Here is a 15,171-nt window from a genome sequence, read left to right on the forward strand (position 1 = left end):
GTATTCACACCAAACATTCAGCTTAACTAAGTGTATGTGCGGGTAAATAAATGGAGTTCCACACCATGTCCAACGAAATACCTCAATCCTCATCGCGCCGTAACTTTGTCGGTATGGCGGCTGCCGCGCTCGCGGCCGGGTCGCTGAGCCGCTTCGCTTTCGCCGATACGACATCAGCCGTCGGCCAGATCACTGAAGCCGCGAATGGCGACAAGACCGCGATACGCCCATTCCGCGTTCATGTGCAGGAGTCGCAGCTCGTCGATATGCGGCGTCGTATCAAGGCCACGCGCTGGCCGGACCGCGAGACGGTGCCCGACGAATCGCAGGGCATTCAGCTCGCGATGATTCAGGGCCTCGCGCAATACTGGGCAACCGGTTACGACTGGCGCAAGTGTGAAGCTCGGCTCAATGCGTATCCGCAATTCGTGACCGAAATCGACGGGCTCGATATTCACTTCATCCATGTGCGTTCGAAGCACGAAAACGCCATGCCCTTGATCGTGACGCACGGCTGGCCCGGCTCGGTCGTCGAGCAGTTCAAGATTATCGATCCGCTCGTGAATCCCACCGCGTATGGTGCGTCGGCGTCGGATGCATTCGATCTCGTGATTCCGTCATTGCCGGGCTATGGCTTCTCCGCGCGCCCGACGACGACGGGCTGGGGGCCGGAGCGCACGGCGCGCGCGTGGGTGACGTTGATGAAGCGTCTGGGCTATCAGCGCTTCGCTTCGCAAGGCGGCGATCTGGGCGGCATCATCACGAACATCATGGCGAAGCAGGCGCCGCCGGAATTGATCGGCATTCACGTTAATTTTCCGGCCAGCGTGCCGCCCGATATCCTGAAGTCGCTGACGGCGGGCGATCCGATGCCGGCGGGTCTATCGGATGAGGAGAAGCACGCGTATGAACAACTGAGCGCCAACTTCAAGAGGAAGCGCGGCTACGCTTTCGAAATGGGTACGCGTCCGCAGACCTTGTATGGGCTGGCCGATTCGCCCATCGCGCTGGCTTCGTGGATGCTCGATCACGGCGACGGTTATGGTCAGCCCGCCGCGGCGTTGAGCGCGGCCGTGCTTGGTCATCCGGTGAACGGGCATTCGTCGGGCGCGCTAACGCGAGACGACGTGCTCGACGACATCACGCTCTATTGGCTGACCAATACGGGTGTGTCGGCAGCGCGCTTCTACTGGGAATCGCACGCGAACTTCTTCCTCGCAGCGGACGTCAACGTGCCTGCCGCAATCAGCGCATTTCCGGGCGAGAACTATCAGGCGCCGAAGAGCTGGACGGAAAAGGCCTATCACAACCTGATTTTCTTCAACAAGCCCGAAACGGGCGGCCATTTCCCGGCATGGGAGGTGCCGACGATTCTGGCCAATGACGTGCGTGCGGGCCTGAGGTCGTTGCGTACCTGAGCGTCAGCCTGTAGCGGCGTATAGCACGCTACAGCACTTCGAAAATGCTATAGACCGGGCCATCCGGGAAACGATGGCCCGTGCCAATTGCGATCACCCGGTTAAGCCATTCGTACGCACCCGAAGGCGCTTCGAACACGGGGTTGATGCGAAAGTAGTAGCTGGCGGAATCGACGGGCTCGCCGCGGTCGAGGCGCTGGAGAATGCCGGCCTCGCCGTGGCGCACGCCGCGATAGGACATCAGCAGCCGGGTGCCGTCGTCGGTGCGCAAAAGCAGGCGGACATCGAGCGTCGTGCTGCCGTCGCTGCGCACGGTCTGCCAGTCGCTGCCGCCGTCGAGCACGACGCCATTCAGGCGCTCGCCAGCAAACGAACCCGAAGGCACGATGCCGACCCGGCGCAGCGCCCCCGCTGTCTGGCCGACGACTTCGATAGGCTTGACGTCCAGCCGCATGACGAACAGCGGGCGAAACTGCAGTTCTTTGAGAGCAGGCGGTAATGCATCGAAGCGCGGTGCGGACATGGAAGCTCCCTGGGTGGGTATTGGCACGTATGCAGCAGCATTCATGCGGCCGTGCGGCCGCCGTTCACGCGCAGGACTTCCCCCGTCATGAAACTCGCCTGATCGGAGCCGACGAAGCGGACCGCATCGGCGATTTCCTCGGGCGTACCCGCGCGCTTGAGCGGCACGCCCGCGAGCGAGGCCGCTTTGCGCCCGGGGTCGGGCATGAAGCGGTCCAGCATGGCGGTCTGAATCGGCCCCGGTGCGACCGCATTCACCCGCACGCCGAACGGCGCGGCTTCGAGCGCGGCGGATCGGGTGAGACCTTCCACGGCGTGTTTGGATGCCACGTAAAGCGAGGCGTTGGGCGCGCCGCGCGTGCCCATCGTCGATGAAATATTGACGATGCTGCCGCTGCCTTGCGCCGTCATCACGCGCAGTTCGTGCTTCATCGCGAGCAGCGTGCCAAGGACGTTCGCGTCGAACACGGCGGCGTAGCGTTCGGGCGTCACTTCGGTGACCGGGCCGCCTTCGCCTTCCGTGCCCGCGGCATTGACAGCGATGTCGAGGCGGCCAAAGCGGTCGATCGTGCGCTCGACCAGCGTGCGCACATCCTCCTCCTTGCTGACGTCGGCGTGCACGAACTCGGCCTGCGCGCCGAGTTCGCGCAATTCGTCCGCCAAAGCGCGACCGGCTTCGTCGCGTCGGCCAGAGATCACGACGCGCGCTTTTTCGTGTGCGTAGGCGAGGGCAATGGCACGGCCAATGCCGGTCAGCGCCCCCGTAATTAAAACGACAGGTTGATGACTCACGATGTCACTCCGGTGAATATTGGGCGAACGCGTGCAGATACGTTAGACCATAAGCGCTCAAACAGTCGGCAATCGGTCCAGTCTCACGCGCGCGAATGGGTTGAGTTCGGGATCCTCAGAGTTTTGATCCGCCGTCCACGCGCAGCGTGTCGCCAGTGATCCAGCGGGCGTCGTCGGAGGCGAGGAAGGCGACTGCATCGGCAATATCCTCGGCGCCAGCCACGCGTTTCAGCGCCTGCAGGCCGAGCGTGAAGTCGCGTCCCGCGTCGGTGCGCGCAAACGCCGACATGTCGGTCGCGACGACGCCCGGCGCCACGGCATTCACGCGGATGCCGCGCTCGCCCAGCGCCGCAGCGAAATGCAGCACAAGCGTATCGATTGCGCCTTTGGTGGCGGCGTAGGCGCTCAACTGTCCCACGGAAGCATGCGCGGCCAGCGAGGAGAGCAACACGACGCTGCTGCCCGCGCCCAGCACGGGAAGCAATTGCTGCACGAGGAAATAGGGCGCGCGAACGTTGACCGCGAAAAGCTCGTCGAAGTCGGCCACCGTGGTGTCCTGGATGCTCAGCTCCTTCGCGATACCCGCGTTGGCGACCAGTACGTCGAGCCGTTCGCCCACGATGTCCCGTACGCGCTCGGCGAGCGTATGCGGCCCGTCGGCGGCGGCCATGTCGGCCTGCACCTTGTCGGCGCGGCCACCGGCGGCGCGGATCGCATCGACGACTTCATCGGCGGCTGCCGCGCCGTGGTTGTAGTGCACCAGCACATGCGCGCCACGCTGCGCGAGTGAGAGCGCACTGGCGCGTCCAATGCCGCGCGAAGCGCCGGTGACGAGGGCGGTTTTGCCGGAAAGCTGTGACATGACGATTCTCCTGATCAATCGATAAGGCCATACCCGTGAGCGATGGCTTGCGGGTGCTGGCTGCCATGTGACGTACTCTAGAGTGCGCTTGCGCGGCGGAAAAAGACTTTGTAGGCTTGCCGGCATGCCTGCGAGGCATGGGCTGAAAGGATGGCGGGAGCGATCGATGGAACTACGGCATCTGCGATATTTCGTGGCGGTGGCGGAAACCGGCAGCCTGACGGTGGCGGCGGAGCAGCGGCTGTTTACTTCGCAGCCGTCGCTGAGCCGGCAGATCCGCGATCTGGAAGAACAGGTCGGCGTCGAACTCTTTAGCCGCAGTGCGCGCGGCGTGGCGTTGACCTCGGCCGGCAAGGCGTTTCTCGATCATGCGCGGCTGGCGCTCGCGCAGGTGGACGCCGCCGCAGAAGCCGCGCGGCGCGCGGCGCTGCCCGAACGCAAGATGTTCGCGCTGGGTTTCCTGACGGGCGAGGAGATGACCTGGTTGCCGCGCGCGATGTGCGTGTTGCGCGACGAATTGCCCAGCATCGACGTGACGGTGTCGAGCTACTACTCGCCGGATGTCGCCGATGCGCTCGCACGCGGCAAGCTCGATCTAGGCTTCCTGCGCGCCGAGCCGGGTTTCGACCTCGAATATCGCGTGGTGGACCGCGAACGGCTCGTCGTGCTGATGCCGGCCGATCACCGGCTTGCTGAACAACGCGCTATCGACCCGCAGGACATTGCAGGCGAGCCGTTCGTCATGGCCTCGAACAAGGCGCGCGTGCTGCATGAGGTGATCGCGGGCTATCTGCGCGCGCACGAAATTGAGGTGAGCACCGTGCATGGTGTGGACAACCTTGCGATGGCCATGTCGCTGGTGGCGTCCACGCGTGGCCTCGCGCTGATGCCGGAGTATGCAAACAACCTGCTGCCGGGCTCCGTCGTGAGCCGGCCGCTCAGGGGCGAGGCGCCTGCGATCGATCTGGTGGTGGGATACAACCGCGCGAATAACTCGGCTACCTTGCAGCTATTTCTTTCGCGGATCGGCCAGCTTGTGGTCCCGTCGACATAGGGCGGATCACAACATCGGCGAATGCAGATGATCGGGATGATCGAGCATATCCGCCACGAGATGCAGCGAGTCCTCCATCGCCAGCACATCGCCCGGGCCGCCCAGACAGATCCGCACGGCGTTGGGCGGATTGCCGTCGGTGCTGAACGCGGCGCCCGACACCACGCCAATCTGCTTGGTGCGCAGATGCGAAGCCAGTTCGGAAGCACTCCAGCCTGTTTCCGTCGGCACCGTCAGCCAGAGGTGGAAGCAATCCTTCGACGCCTCGATTTCGCGTCCGGCGAAGACTTGCGCGGCAATATGCTGGCGCACCGCACATTCGGCGCGAATGGCTTCCAGCATCTGTTGCGCAAAGCCGCTTTCGATCCAGCGCGCAGCGAGAAACGACATATACGGGCTCGCCATCACCGTGGTGGCGCGCAGCGCCCCTGACAACCGCTCCGCGTGGCGGGCGCTGGGCGCGACCACATAGGCGACGCGCAACCCTGCGCCAAAGCACTTCGACATGCCGGTCACGTAGTAGGTCAGCTCAGGCGCGAGGGTGGCGAGCGACACAGGCGGCGTTTCGCACAGCATGCCGTAGGCGTCGTCTTCGATGATCGGCACGTCGTAGCGCAAGGCGATATCGGCGATATGCTCGCGGCGGTTCTGCGAAAGCGTGCGTGTGGTGGGGTTTTGCAGCGTGGGGTTGCAGTAGAGCACACCTGGCTTGCGCGTCTTGCACAGCGCCTCGAAAGCATTGGCGTCAAGGCCTTCGTCGTCGCGCGGCAGCGGCGCGAGCGGCATGCCCAACTGGTTGGCGATCACCTTGAGCCCCGGATATGCCAGGCAGTCCACACAAATAACCGTGCCCGGCTTCACCAGGCGCAGCAGCAGCGCCACCAGCGCGTTATGAATGCCGGGGCAGACCAGCACGGCATCGGCGCGATGTGACGGCACGGTATGCCGCAACCACTGACTGGCGATGCCGCGCTCGAATTGCGAACCGCCAAAGTCCTGATAACGCAATAGCGACCACGCGTCGGCCGTGCCGATGATCTGACCTGCCGATTGCGCAAGCAGTTCGCTCATCTCCGGCGGCTCGGGCGGCATGTTCATGGTCATTTCCAGCGCCGTGCCCGCACTGAGCGGCAGGGCGGGCGGCCGCCCGCGCACATACGAGCCGCTGCCCGCGCGCGAATCGATCAGGCCGCGTTTGCGCGCTTCGGCGTAGCCGCGCGCGAGCGTGGTGTAGTTGATCTTGAGGGCGTCCGAAAGATCGCGCAGCGCGGGCAAGCGGTCACGCGGTCGTAGACGCCCGCTCGCCACGTCCTCTTCGATGAGATCGGGGATGGTCTGATAAACCGGCTTGTCGCTTTCCGAAAGCCGTTTGAGCCAATGCGCGGTGACGTTCGACATGAGATTGGACGGGTGAGTGTGCGTGAGACCGCGAGTAAGCAGGAGCGAGCGCCTTCAGATTCGCTCATTCATTCTAGTGAGCAAGCGCGCGAAAAAATAAATCAATTGATCGCGCCATATCGCATTGAATGATCCGATTTGATGCATGCGCGCACTGCATCGGTCAGGCCTTGCCCCACGACAGGGCGTACGCGAAAGCCGGTTTTGTCGCTCGCCTGGCGGTGCGCTCGACGTGACGGGCATCGCAGAAAAAATCATTGCGTGGATCATTCCCGCCACGCCGGATTGATTGGAACTTGATTGCATGCAGCGTGCCATTTGATGGCATGAGCGTTGCAAAAAGGAGGATGCCGGCCACCGGTCGGACACGGTCCCCAATCCCTCAACGGAGTCATGCAATGCCCGCCATCACCCTGCCTGCTCACAAGACCGGCGATTTCCTCGTCGATTACGAAGAAAAGGTGTTCGAGGACATCAAGGCGGAACCCGGCGAGAAAGCCCTCGTCACGTTCCATACGGTTGCGTTCGAAGGTTCCATCGGCTTCGTCAATATGCTTCAGGCCACGCGTTTGCAACGCAAGGGCTTCGAGACCTCGATCCTGCTCTACGGCCCGGGCGTGATGCTGGGCGTGCAGCGCGGCTTTCCGACGCTGGGCGCGGAAGCCTTTCCGGGGCATCTGAACTTCAACAACCAGCTGATGAAATTCATGGCCGAAGGCGGCAAAGTCTACGCGTGCCGCTTCGCGTTGCAGGCGCTTTACGGTCAGACCGAAGCGGCGCTGATCGAAGGCGTGCGCGCCATCAATCCGCTCGACGTGCTGGATCTCAAACTGCTGCATCGCAAGTCGAATGCGCTCGTGATCGACACCTGGACCGTCTGAGCGCGAGCGCCATGTCCACGTCATCCACTTCATCGGCTAAACGTATCGTGCGGGCGGCGGCGGTGCAGATTGCGCCCGATCTCGAATCGGGCATGGGCACGCTCGCGCGCGTGGGCGATGCGATCGTCGCCGCCGCGCGCGAGGGCGTGCAGCTAGCCGTGTTCCCCGAAACCTTTCTGCCGTACTACCCGTATTTTTCGTTCGTGCTGCCGCCTGTGCAATCGGGCGCGGCGCATCTGCGGCTCTACGAGGAAGCGGTGACGATACCGGGGCCCGTGACTGAAACGGTGGCCGCGCTCGCACGCGAATACGGCATGGTGATCGTGCTGGGCGTCAACGAGCGCGATCACGGCAGCCTGTACAACACGCAGCTGATTTTCGACGCCGATGGCCAGCTCAGGCTCAAGCGCCGCAAGATTACGCCCACCTTCCACGAACGCATGATCTGGGGGCAGGGCGACGCCGCTGGCCTCAAGGTCGTGCAGACGGCGGTGGGCCGCGTGGGCGCGCTGGCGTGCTGGGAGCATTACAACCCGCTGGCCCGCTATGCGCTGATGACCCAGCACGAAGAGATCCATTGCAGCCAGTTTCCCGGCTCGCTGGTGGGGCCAATCTTTGCCGAGCAGATCGAAGTGACGATCCGCCATCACGCGCTCGAATCGGGCTGTTTCGTTGTGAACGCAACGGGCTGGCTCAGCGACACGCAGATCGAATCCATCACCAGCGATCCGAAGTTGCAAAAAGCGCTGCGCGGCGGCTGCAACGCGGCCATCGTCTCGCCCGAGGGCCAGCATCTGGCCGCACCGTTGCGAGAGGGCGAGGGCATGGTGATCGCCGATCTCGACATGGCGTTGATCACCAAGCGCAAACGCATGATGGATTCGGTGGGGCACTATGCGCGGCCCGAACTGCTGAGTCTCGCCATCAACGAGCGCCCTGCCACGCCCGTATTTTCCTTCGACCAGGCGGGCACGGTCCCGTCATGGAGTGTGAACGATGAATGCCAGCGTCAACCTGCCGGAATCGAAACTGCAGCTTTTGACTGAGCTTCAGTCGAGCGGCCTGCGGCTTGCCGCGCCGCAAGCGGATGGGCTTTCCCGCCGCGGCGGCGCGGGTCCGTCCGATCACAAGGCGGTCGTGATCGACGGCGTCACGCTGATGGTGCCGGTGCATACGCACGGCGCGCATCAATCGGCGTTCGTCGCCAATGAGCCCGATGCGCAGGGCCTGAGCGTGCTCACGCGCGGCAGCATTCCAATCGCGCAGATCGCCTTTGCGAAGACGCCGCGCTTTTACAAGCTGCAAACGCTCGACGGCGTGCCGTACTCGCACATCGCCACGTTGCACGGCACCGATGTGCTCGCCACCACGGTCCTGCAAACCTGCATTCGCTACGAGAGCCGCAAAAAAGCCTGCAAGTTCTGCGCGATCGGCCAGTCGCTGGCCGCGGGGCGCACGGTCGCTCACAAGACGCCCGAGCAACTGGCCGAAGTCGCGCGCGCGGCCGTGCTGCTCGATCACGTCAAGCATATGGTATTGACGACCGGCACACCGCCCACGCCCGATCGCGGCGCCGCGGTGTTGATCGATAGCGCCCGCGCGATCCGCCGCGCGGTCGACCTGCCGATCCAGGCGCAATGCGAGCCGCCCGACGACGATGCCTGGTTCGCCCGCATGCGCGAGGCGGGCGTGGATACGCTGGGCATGCATCTGGAAGTGCTGGGCGAGGCCGAACGCGCGCAACTGATGCCGGGCAAGGCGACGGTGCCGGTGAGCCGCTACATGCAGGCGTTTGACGCGGCGGTGCGGGTATTCGGGCGCGGCCAGGTGAGCACCTATATTCTCGCGGGCCTGGGCGACCCACCGCAGCGCATTCTGGACACCGCGCGCCAGCTCGTGGAAATCGGCGTCTATCCCTTCGTCGTGCCGTTCGTGCCGATCTCGGGAACACCCCTCGAAGATCATGCGCCACCCACGCCCGAATTCATGCGTTCGATCCTCGCGCCGCTTGGTGCGATGGTGCGCGAAGCCGGTCTGCGCGCGACCGATATCAAGGCCGGTTGCGGCAAATGTGGCGCGTGTTCGTCCTTGCAGGCGTTCGAAAAGGTGGCGGCATGATGACCGGCGATACGCAGGACATCGTGGTGCGCTGGGCGCACGAGGCATGGGAGATCGAAGGTGCATTGGCGTTGCGGCGCAAGGTGTTCTGCGACGAGCAGGGCATTTTCGAGCACGACGATCGCGACGCCATCGACACGCATGCGCAATTGCTTGTTGCCGTCTGTGCGGAGAACGTGGTCGGCACCGTGCGCATCCATCGTCGCGATGCAGAAGATCATGGCGGCACCTGGTACGGCTCGCGGCTCGCTGTGAGCGCAGCGTACCGGCGGCATGGTGGGATCGGCGCGACGTTGATCCGCCTGGCGGTGAGCAGCGCGCACGCGCTGGGTTGCCAGGTGTTTCTCGCTCACGTACAGGCACAGAACGCGCCGCTGTTTCAACGGCTTCATTGGCGCACGCTCGAAGAGACGACGGTGTTCGGGCGGGCGCATCATCTGATGCAGGCGGATCTCGAACACTACCCGCCATGCGCGACGCCGTACCAGGGTTTCGTGGTCGACGCGCAGCGGAGGGCCGCATGACGCTTGATGAAATCGTGGCGAGCGTGCGTGCAAGCCGCGGCGTGGCGCACAAGACCGACATCGCGCCTTTGCTCGCGGCGCTTTCGCGTGACGACCCCACGCGCAGCGACGAAGCAGCGGTCATGGGCGCGGGCGACGATTGCGCCGCGCTGCCCGATGGCGACGGCTGGTTGCTGTTTGCAGCCGAGGGCATGGTGAGCGACCTGATCGAAGCGATGCCCTGGTTCGCGGGGTATTGCTCGGTGCTCGTGAACGTGAGCGATGTGTGCGCGATGGGAGGCCGCCCGCTCGCAGTCGTCGACGTCATCTGGAGCAAGGGCCTCGCGCCCGCCGCGCCGGTGCTGGAAGGCATGGCGGCTGCGGCGCGGCAACTCGGCGTACCGATTGTCGGCGGCCATAGCAATGCGCGCAGCGAGCGTACGCAGCTTGCGGTGGCTATCCTGGGCCGCGCCAAACGGCTGCTCTCCAGCTTCGCGGCGCGCCCCGGCGACCGGCTGATGATGGCCGTCGATCTGCGCGGCGCGTTCGTCGAACCCTATCCGTACTGGAACGCCGCCACCGAAGCGCCGGCTGAGCGTATTCGCGGCGATCTTGCTCTGCTGGCCCAGATCGCCGAGGAAGGGTTGTGCGAGTCCGCGAAGGACATCAGCATGGCCGGCATCGCGGGCACGGCGATGATGCTCGCGGAATGCTCGCGAGTGGGCGTGCGTATCGATCTCGAACGCGTGCCGCGTCCCGCTGACGTGGACCTGTCGCGCTGGATGCAGATCTTTCCGAGCTTCGGCTATCTGCTGAGCGTAGCGCCGCGCAACGTGGATGCGGTGCGCGCGCGCTTCGAAGTCCGGGGCATTGCATGCGACGAAATCGGTGAGATTCACGCGGAGCCGACCATCGACTTGAGCTTGAGCGGGGAGATTCGCACGGCCTGGCGGCTCGACGAGCAAGCGTTCATCGTGCCCGCGGATCGGCGGTCCACACGCGCGCTCGACGTGTCATCAACTTGAATTCATCAGGAGAACGATATGCCTGTCACGCATTTCGTCGTGCGCTGGCCGGACGGCGAGGAAGAGCGCTGCTATTCGCCTTCGTCGATTGTGCGCGAGTATCTGCGTCCCGGCGACTATCCGCTGGACGTCTTTCTCGATCGTACGCGCGATGCCCTGGCTGCTGCTTCGGAGCGTGTGCGTGAGAAGTTCGGTTATGCGTGCTCGTCGGCGCTCGATCAATGGGCGGCGATTGAGCGCCGCGCCGAGCCATTTCGGGCTAAAGGTGCGCAGGACGAGCAGGACGCACGAGTCACAGTCGTGCGTGTCGATTGAAATTCACAAGGAGAATCGCATGTCTGCTGGTCTGCATGAGGGTGCGCGCCAGGCGCAATCGTCCCGGTTGCCCGCCACCGATGAGCATTTCAGCGTCGTCATTGTAGGCGGGGGGCAAGCCGGGCTGTCGATGAGTTATTGCCTCAAACAGCGCGGCATCGACCACGTCGTGCTGGAAAAGCACACGGTGACGCATACCTGGCGTGAGCAGCGCTGGGACGCGTTTTGCCTCGTCACACCGAACTGGCAATGCGCGCTGCCCGATTACCCGTATCGCGGCGACGATCCGCACGGCTTTATGAAGAAGGACGAAATCATCGCGTGGCTGGACGGGTTTGTGCGCCACGTCGATGCCCCCGTGCGCGAGGGCGTGGCGGTCACGCGTCTGGCGCGGCATCCGCAGGGCGGCTTCGTGGTGCAGACGAACCAGGGGACGTTGAGCGCCGATCAGGTGGTGGTTGCTTCAGGCGGCTATCACACGCCCATCGTGCCGCGCATGGCCGAGCGCCTGCCCGCGTCCATCGCGCAGATACAGTCGTCCGAATATCGCAATGCTGCGGCTCTACCCGAAGGCGCGGTGCTGGTGGTGGGCTCGGGGCAGTCGGGAGCGCAGATCGCAGAGGATCTGCATCTGGCGGGCCGGAAGGTGATGCTCGCGGTGGGTGAAGCGCCGCGTTGCGCGCGCTTTTATCGTGGCCGCGATGTGGTCGACTGGCTCGCGGAGATGAAGTACTACGATATGCCGGTGGAGGAGCATCCCTTGCGCGAGGGCGTGCGCGACAACACCAACCACTATGTCACGGGCCGCGACGGCGGGCGCGATATCGATCTGCGCCGCTTTGCGTGCGAGGGGATGGAACTCTACGGTGCGCTTGAGGATTTCGTGGATGGTGCGCTGCGCTTCAAACCGAATCTGCGCGCCAACCTCGATAGCGCCGACGACACTTATAACCGGATCAACGCGTCAATCGACAAATTCATCGCGCAGAAGGGAATCGAAGCGCCTGCAGGGCAGGCGTATCAGCCGGTGTGGACGCCGCCGCATGAGCGCACTGCGCTCGATCTCGCTTCCAGCGGCATCGGCAGCATCCTATGGTGTATCGGCTTTCATCCCGACTTCAGCTGGATCGATCTGCCGATCTTCAATGGACGCGGCTATCCGGGGCACAAGCGCGGCGTCACCACGCAGGAAAACCTCTATTTTCTGGGCTTGCCGTGGCTGCACACCTGGGGATCGGGCCGTTTCTCGGGTGTTGCGCGCGACGCCGCCTATCTGGCCGATCGTATCGTTGCTAGCGCAACGGTCGATGCGCCCGCAGCGTGATTTGCTTATCCCACGCGAATCAGCAAGGTCATCACTACCGAAAGCGAAACGATCGCGCCCAGGGTCGAAAACAGGATCACGCGTGAAGTGATGCTTGCCTCGCGCCGGTAATACTCAGCCAACATGAACGGGCCCGTACCGGTCGGCAGCGCGGCGAGCAGGATCGTCACGTTGACGAGCGTGGTCGGCAGCGAGAATACGCGCGTTGCGAACCACCAGGCGATCAGCGGCTGCGCGATCAGCTTGATGAGCGTGAGCAATACCGCGTCGCGCAGCACCGCGCCGCCCACCTGTTCCTCAACCGGCTTTTTCTTCGCGAGAAACAGGCCAAGGCTCACCAGCGCGCACGGGCTTGCCGCGCCGCCCAGCAGCTTGAGGAAGGTCTCCACGCTTTCCGGCACCGTGATGTGCGCCGCCGAGGCCAGCGCGCCGACGATGGGCGCCACGATCAGCGGATTGCGTGCGAGCGCGAGTAGCACCTTGCCCGCGAGCTTGTGGGGCGCGCGTTCGACCTGCAGGCCGACCTCGATCAGCACGATCGCCACCGCGAAAAGCACACAGGCGACGAGGATGGTGGCGATGGTCGTCGGCGTGAGCGAGGACTGGCCGAACAGCAGCAGGCACAGCGGAAAGCCGATGTAACCGGTGTTGGGATACGAGGCGGCAATCGCATCAATGCTGGCGTCGGCGAGCTTGCGACGCGCCAGCAGACGGCCCGCGAGCGTCACCAGGAACGGCGCGGCGCTCGCAATCGAAAACACGGCGATAAAGCCCGGCTGGTCGAGCTGCTGCCAAGTCGAGTGCGACATGATGTTGAACAGCAGCGCGGGCAGGCCAAGCCAGACGACGAACTTGTTGAGTTCGGACGCGGCCGTCGGCCCCAGCACACCGCGCTTCGCACATACGAAGCCAGCCAGGATGAGCCCAAAAATGGGCAGAAGGATCGAGAACGTGGAAAGCATGGTAACGGGGCTGAATCGGAACCGCGCACTATAACGAAGGCGATCGATACAATCCAATGCTATTATCGGCGAGGAACAATACTTTTTTTGCATTGATTCATTTCGCCTCACCATGCTCGATATCAAGCCGTTGCGCTACTTCGTCGTGCTCGCGGAAACGCGGCATTTCGGTAAGGCCGCGCAGGCGCTGCATCTCTCGCAGCCACCTTTGAGCCGCCAGATCGCGGCGCTCGAAGAGTCGCTTGGCGTGCGCCTGTTCGAGCGCAGTTCGCGTCATGTGGAACTCACCGCCGCGGGCCGCCAGTTCTACGCCGACGCCAAGGCGCTGCTCGCTTCCACCAGCGCCGCTGCGCGTAACGCCGTGGCGGCGGGGCATGGCAGCATCGGCAAGCTCACGCTTGGGTTCACGATGTGCGCCGCATATGGCGTGGTGCCGCGCTTCGTCACCGCGTTCGGCAACGCGTTTCCCGAGGTGACGCTGTCACTGCGCGAAGTCGTTTCCGAGGATCTCGCCCCGCGAGTGCGCGCCGGAGAAATGGATGCGGCTATCCTGATCCCCGGCGCGGCGGAACTGGGCCTTGAACGCCGCACCGTGATTTCGGAGCCGCTGTGCGTCGCGCTGCATCGCAGCCACCCGCTCGCTCGCGCGCGCCGCATCGCCGTCAAGCGTCTGGCCGAGGAAGCCTTTGTCGTGGCGATTCCCGATGTCGCGCCGGCGCTGCGCAATGCCATCGTCGATCACTGCCTGGCTGCGGGCTTTTTCCCTTCGATCCGCTTTGAAGTGCAGCTTCAGCAAACGATCCTGAGTCTCGTCAACGAAGGCGCGGGCATTGCGCTCGTGCCGCTTTCGATGACGAAGGCGGCGTTCGACCAGGTGGTGTTCCGTCCGCTGGTGGACGCACCGCATATCGATCAGGTGCTGGTCTGGCGCGCAGGCAATCCGAATCCCTGCTTACGCCATTTTCTCGATCTGACGCTGAGCGCAGCGTAGTGCGTGGCGGCTAGGCCGCTGCGCGGGTTGCGCGGCGGATCACTTGCGGCGGCTGTCCGAATGCGCGCAAAAACGCGCGCCGCATACGGTCGGGATCGCCAAAGCCTACATCGCGCGCGATGGTCTCCATCGTGTGCCGCCCCGACTCCAGCATGATTCGCGCCGATTCCGTTCGCAGATGCTCGATGGCCTTGGCGGGCGTATGTCCGGTTTCCTCGTGAAAGGCGCGGCTGAATTGTCGCGGACTCAGATTCGCGGCATTCGCCAGGTCTTCGACAGAAAGACTCGTATGCAGATGTTGCTTCGCGTAGGTGAGCGCCTTCTGGATGCGATCCGAGCGAGGCAATATGTCAAGGAGTGCAGAGTGTTGTGTCTGACCGCCGGTGCGACGGTGGTAGACCACCAGCTTTTTGGCGACGAGCCGCGCAAGATCGGTGCTCACGTCCTGCTCCACGAAGGCTAGCGCCAGATCGATGCAGGCGGTTGCGCCTGCCGAGGTCCAGATCGCGCCGTCGTTGACGAAGATGCGATCCTCTTCGACATGCACTTCCGGGTAGTCCTTGCGCAGCTTCGATGCGAAGAACCAGTGCGTGGTTGCGCGCCTGCCATCCAGCAGACCTGCCTGCGCCAGATAGAACGCGCCCGTGCAGGTCGAGCACACCCGTCGCGAGCGCGTCGAGACGACTTGCAGGAATTCCACCAATGCCGGTGCGGGCACAAGCGCGTCGTTGTCGCCAACGATGATGACCGTGTCGAACCCTTCTTCCTGAAGGGTCGCGGTATTCACTTCGACGCCCGATGAAGAAGCGATCAGCCCGCCCGGTTCCGAGAGCAGCACGACTTCGTACAGCGGCGAACCATGACTGATATTGGCGAATTCGAATACCGAAACGACACCCAGATTGATCAGTGAAAAGCCCGGATAAAGTACGACGCCGATTCGCTGCATGCTGGCCCTCGATGGCTTAAAAGGACGGAAGTTCGACTCTCTGGAGTATGATTGTAC

The 15,171-nt window shown here is 63.8% G+C and carries 16 protein-coding genes; 10 read left to right on the forward strand and 6 right to left on the reverse strand.

Going from position 1 to position 15,171, the window contains the following annotated elements; all coding sequences use genetic code 11:
* Window positions 1–65: 65 nt before the first annotated feature.
* Window positions 66–1,418: an epoxide hydrolase gene (locus tag F3J17_RS10385; protein WP_167057077.1), complete on the forward strand. Its 1,353-nt coding sequence runs from the start codon at window positions 66–68 to the stop codon at window positions 1,416–1,418.
* 28 nt (window positions 1,419–1,446) lie between these two features.
* Here the strand turns inward: F3J17_RS10385 and F3J17_RS10390 are convergent, their stop codons facing one another.
* From F3J17_RS10390 to F3J17_RS10400, 3 genes are all read right to left on the reverse strand, one after another.
* Window positions 1,447–1,941: a DUF3237 domain-containing protein gene (locus F3J17_RS10390; protein ID WP_167057080.1), complete on the reverse strand. Its 495-nt coding sequence runs from the start codon at window positions 1,939–1,941 to the stop codon at window positions 1,447–1,449.
* Between the two features lie 41 nt (window positions 1,942–1,982).
* The gene (locus tag F3J17_RS10395) at window positions 1,983–2,732 is read right to left on the reverse strand and encodes a glucose 1-dehydrogenase (RefSeq protein ID WP_167057083.1); all 750 of its coding nucleotides are present in this window, start codon (window positions 2,730–2,732) and stop codon (window positions 1,983–1,985) included.
* A 115-nt stretch (window positions 2,733–2,847) separates the two neighbouring features.
* Window positions 2,848–3,594 (reverse strand): SDR family oxidoreductase, encoded by a 747-nt coding sequence (locus tag F3J17_RS10400; RefSeq protein WP_167057086.1) that lies wholly within the window; start codon window positions 3,592–3,594, stop codon window positions 2,848–2,850.
* 166 nt (window positions 3,595–3,760) lie between these two features.
* Here F3J17_RS10400 and F3J17_RS10405 point away from each other — a divergent pair, with 166 nt between their 5' ends.
* Window positions 3,761–4,648 (forward strand): LysR family transcriptional regulator, encoded by an 888-nt coding sequence (locus tag F3J17_RS10405; RefSeq protein WP_167057089.1) that lies wholly within the window; start codon window positions 3,761–3,763, stop codon window positions 4,646–4,648.
* A 6-nt stretch (window positions 4,649–4,654) separates the two neighbouring features.
* Here F3J17_RS10405 and F3J17_RS10410 read toward each other — a convergent pair whose 3' ends face one another.
* Window positions 4,655–6,046 carry a PLP-dependent aminotransferase family protein gene (locus F3J17_RS10410; RefSeq protein WP_167057092.1) on the reverse strand — a complete coding sequence of 464 codons (1,392 nt, stop codon included), beginning with the start codon at window positions 6,044–6,046 and terminating at the stop codon, window positions 4,655–4,657.
* A gap of 398 nt (window positions 6,047–6,444) precedes the next feature.
* Between F3J17_RS10410 and F3J17_RS10415 the strand changes: the two genes are divergently transcribed.
* The 7 genes from F3J17_RS10415 to F3J17_RS10445 are packed head-to-tail and all read left to right on the forward strand — an operon-like array spanning window position 6,445 to window position 12,212.
* Window positions 6,445–6,927 carry an MSMEG_0572/Sll0783 family nitrogen starvation response protein gene (locus F3J17_RS10415; protein WP_167057095.1) on the forward strand — a complete coding sequence of 161 codons (483 nt, stop codon included), beginning with the start codon at window positions 6,445–6,447 and terminating at the stop codon, window positions 6,925–6,927.
* 11 nt (window positions 6,928–6,938) lie between these two features.
* Window positions 6,939–7,973 (forward strand): Nit6803 family nitrilase, encoded by a 1,035-nt coding sequence (locus F3J17_RS10420; protein ID WP_167057097.1) that lies wholly within the window; start codon window positions 6,939–6,941, stop codon window positions 7,971–7,973.
* Window positions 7,924–9,045, forward strand: a complete 1,122-nt coding sequence (locus tag F3J17_RS10425; protein ID WP_167057100.1) for an MSMEG_0568 family radical SAM protein — start codon at window positions 7,924–7,926, stop codon at window positions 9,043–9,045. The genes F3J17_RS10420 and F3J17_RS10425 overlap by 50 nt, the downstream gene beginning before the upstream one ends.
* On the forward strand, window positions 9,042–9,569 hold the full coding sequence (locus F3J17_RS10430) for an MSMEG_0567/Sll0786 family nitrogen starvation N-acetyltransferase (protein ID WP_240160895.1): 528 nt from the start codon (window positions 9,042–9,044) through the stop codon (window positions 9,567–9,569). The genes F3J17_RS10425 and F3J17_RS10430 overlap by 4 nt, the downstream gene beginning before the upstream one ends.
* Window positions 9,566–10,573 carry a sll0787 family AIR synthase-like protein gene (locus F3J17_RS10435; protein WP_167057106.1) on the forward strand — a complete coding sequence of 336 codons (1,008 nt, stop codon included), beginning with the start codon at window positions 9,566–9,568 and terminating at the stop codon, window positions 10,571–10,573. Before F3J17_RS10430 ends, F3J17_RS10435 begins: the two co-directional genes overlap by 4 nt.
* 18 nt (window positions 10,574–10,591) lie before the next feature.
* Complete coding sequence (locus tag F3J17_RS10440; RefSeq protein ID WP_167057109.1) at window positions 10,592–10,888, forward strand: MSMEG_0570 family nitrogen starvation response protein; 297 nt, start codon at window positions 10,592–10,594, stop codon at window positions 10,886–10,888.
* Window positions 10,889–10,907: 19 nt separating this feature from the next.
* On the forward strand, window positions 10,908–12,212 hold the full coding sequence (locus tag F3J17_RS10445; protein ID WP_167057111.1) for an MSMEG_0569 family flavin-dependent oxidoreductase: 1,305 nt from the start codon (window positions 10,908–10,910) through the stop codon (window positions 12,210–12,212).
* A gap of 5 nt (window positions 12,213–12,217) precedes the next feature.
* Here F3J17_RS10445 and F3J17_RS10450 read toward each other — a convergent pair whose 3' ends face one another.
* On the reverse strand, window positions 12,218–13,174 hold the full coding sequence (locus tag F3J17_RS10450; protein ID WP_167057114.1) for an AEC family transporter: 957 nt from the start codon (window positions 13,172–13,174) through the stop codon (window positions 12,218–12,220).
* A gap of 112 nt (window positions 13,175–13,286) precedes the next feature.
* On the opposite strand from F3J17_RS10450, the gene F3J17_RS10455 reads away from it, so the two are divergent.
* Complete coding sequence (locus F3J17_RS10455) at window positions 13,287–14,165, forward strand: LysR family transcriptional regulator (protein WP_167057116.1); 879 nt, start codon at window positions 13,287–13,289, stop codon at window positions 14,163–14,165.
* Window positions 14,166–14,175: 10 nt separating this feature from the next.
* On the opposite strand, the gene F3J17_RS10460 is transcribed toward F3J17_RS10455, so the two are convergent.
* Entirely contained in the window at window positions 14,176–15,114 is a 939-nt protein-coding gene (locus F3J17_RS10460) for a GlxA family transcriptional regulator (RefSeq protein WP_167057119.1), read from the reverse strand.
* Between the last annotated feature and the right edge of the window lie 57 nt (window positions 15,115–15,171).

Origin of the sequence: Burkholderia sp. Ax-1719, from assembly GCF_011753055.1 — a bacterium.
GTDB lineage: Bacteria > Pseudomonadota > Gammaproteobacteria > Burkholderiales > Burkholderiaceae > Paraburkholderia.

Coding starts and splice junctions, on each gene's coding strand:
- F3J17_RS10385 (WP_167057077.1), top strand. CDS start 66: ATGTCCAACGAAATACCTCAATCCTCATCGCGCCGTAACTTTGTCGGT.
- F3J17_RS10390 (WP_167057080.1), bottom strand. CDS start 1,941: ATGTCCGCACCGCGCTTCGATGCATTACCGCCTGCTCTCAAAGAACTG.
- F3J17_RS10400 (WP_167057086.1), bottom strand. CDS start 3,594: ATGTCACAGCTTTCCGGCAAAACCGCCCTCGTCACCGGCGCTTCGCGC.
- F3J17_RS10405 (WP_167057089.1), top strand. CDS start 3,761: ATGGAACTACGGCATCTGCGATATTTCGTGGCGGTGGCGGAAACCGGC.
- F3J17_RS10410 (WP_167057092.1), bottom strand. CDS start 6,046: ATGTCGAACGTCACCGCGCATTGGCTCAAACGGCTTTCGGAAAGCGAC.
- F3J17_RS10415 (WP_167057095.1), top strand. CDS start 6,445: ATGCCCGCCATCACCCTGCCTGCTCACAAGACCGGCGATTTCCTCGTC.
- F3J17_RS10420 (WP_167057097.1), top strand. CDS start 6,939: ATGTCCACGTCATCCACTTCATCGGCTAAACGTATCGTGCGGGCGGCG.
- F3J17_RS10425 (WP_167057100.1), top strand. CDS start 7,924: ATGAATGCCAGCGTCAACCTGCCGGAATCGAAACTGCAGCTTTTGACT.
- F3J17_RS10430 (WP_240160895.1), top strand. CDS start 9,042: ATGATGACCGGCGATACGCAGGACATCGTGGTGCGCTGGGCGCACGAG.
- F3J17_RS10435 (WP_167057106.1), top strand. CDS start 9,566: ATGACGCTTGATGAAATCGTGGCGAGCGTGCGTGCAAGCCGCGGCGTG.
- F3J17_RS10440 (WP_167057109.1), top strand. CDS start 10,592: ATGCCTGTCACGCATTTCGTCGTGCGCTGGCCGGACGGCGAGGAAGAG.
- F3J17_RS10445 (WP_167057111.1), top strand. CDS start 10,908: ATGTCTGCTGGTCTGCATGAGGGTGCGCGCCAGGCGCAATCGTCCCGG.
- F3J17_RS10450 (WP_167057114.1), bottom strand. CDS start 13,174: ATGCTTTCCACGTTCTCGATCCTTCTGCCCATTTTTGGGCTCATCCTG.
- F3J17_RS10455 (WP_167057116.1), top strand. CDS start 13,287: ATGCTCGATATCAAGCCGTTGCGCTACTTCGTCGTGCTCGCGGAAACG.
- F3J17_RS10460 (WP_167057119.1), bottom strand. CDS start 15,114: ATGCAGCGAATCGGCGTCGTACTTTATCCGGGCTTTTCACTGATCAAT.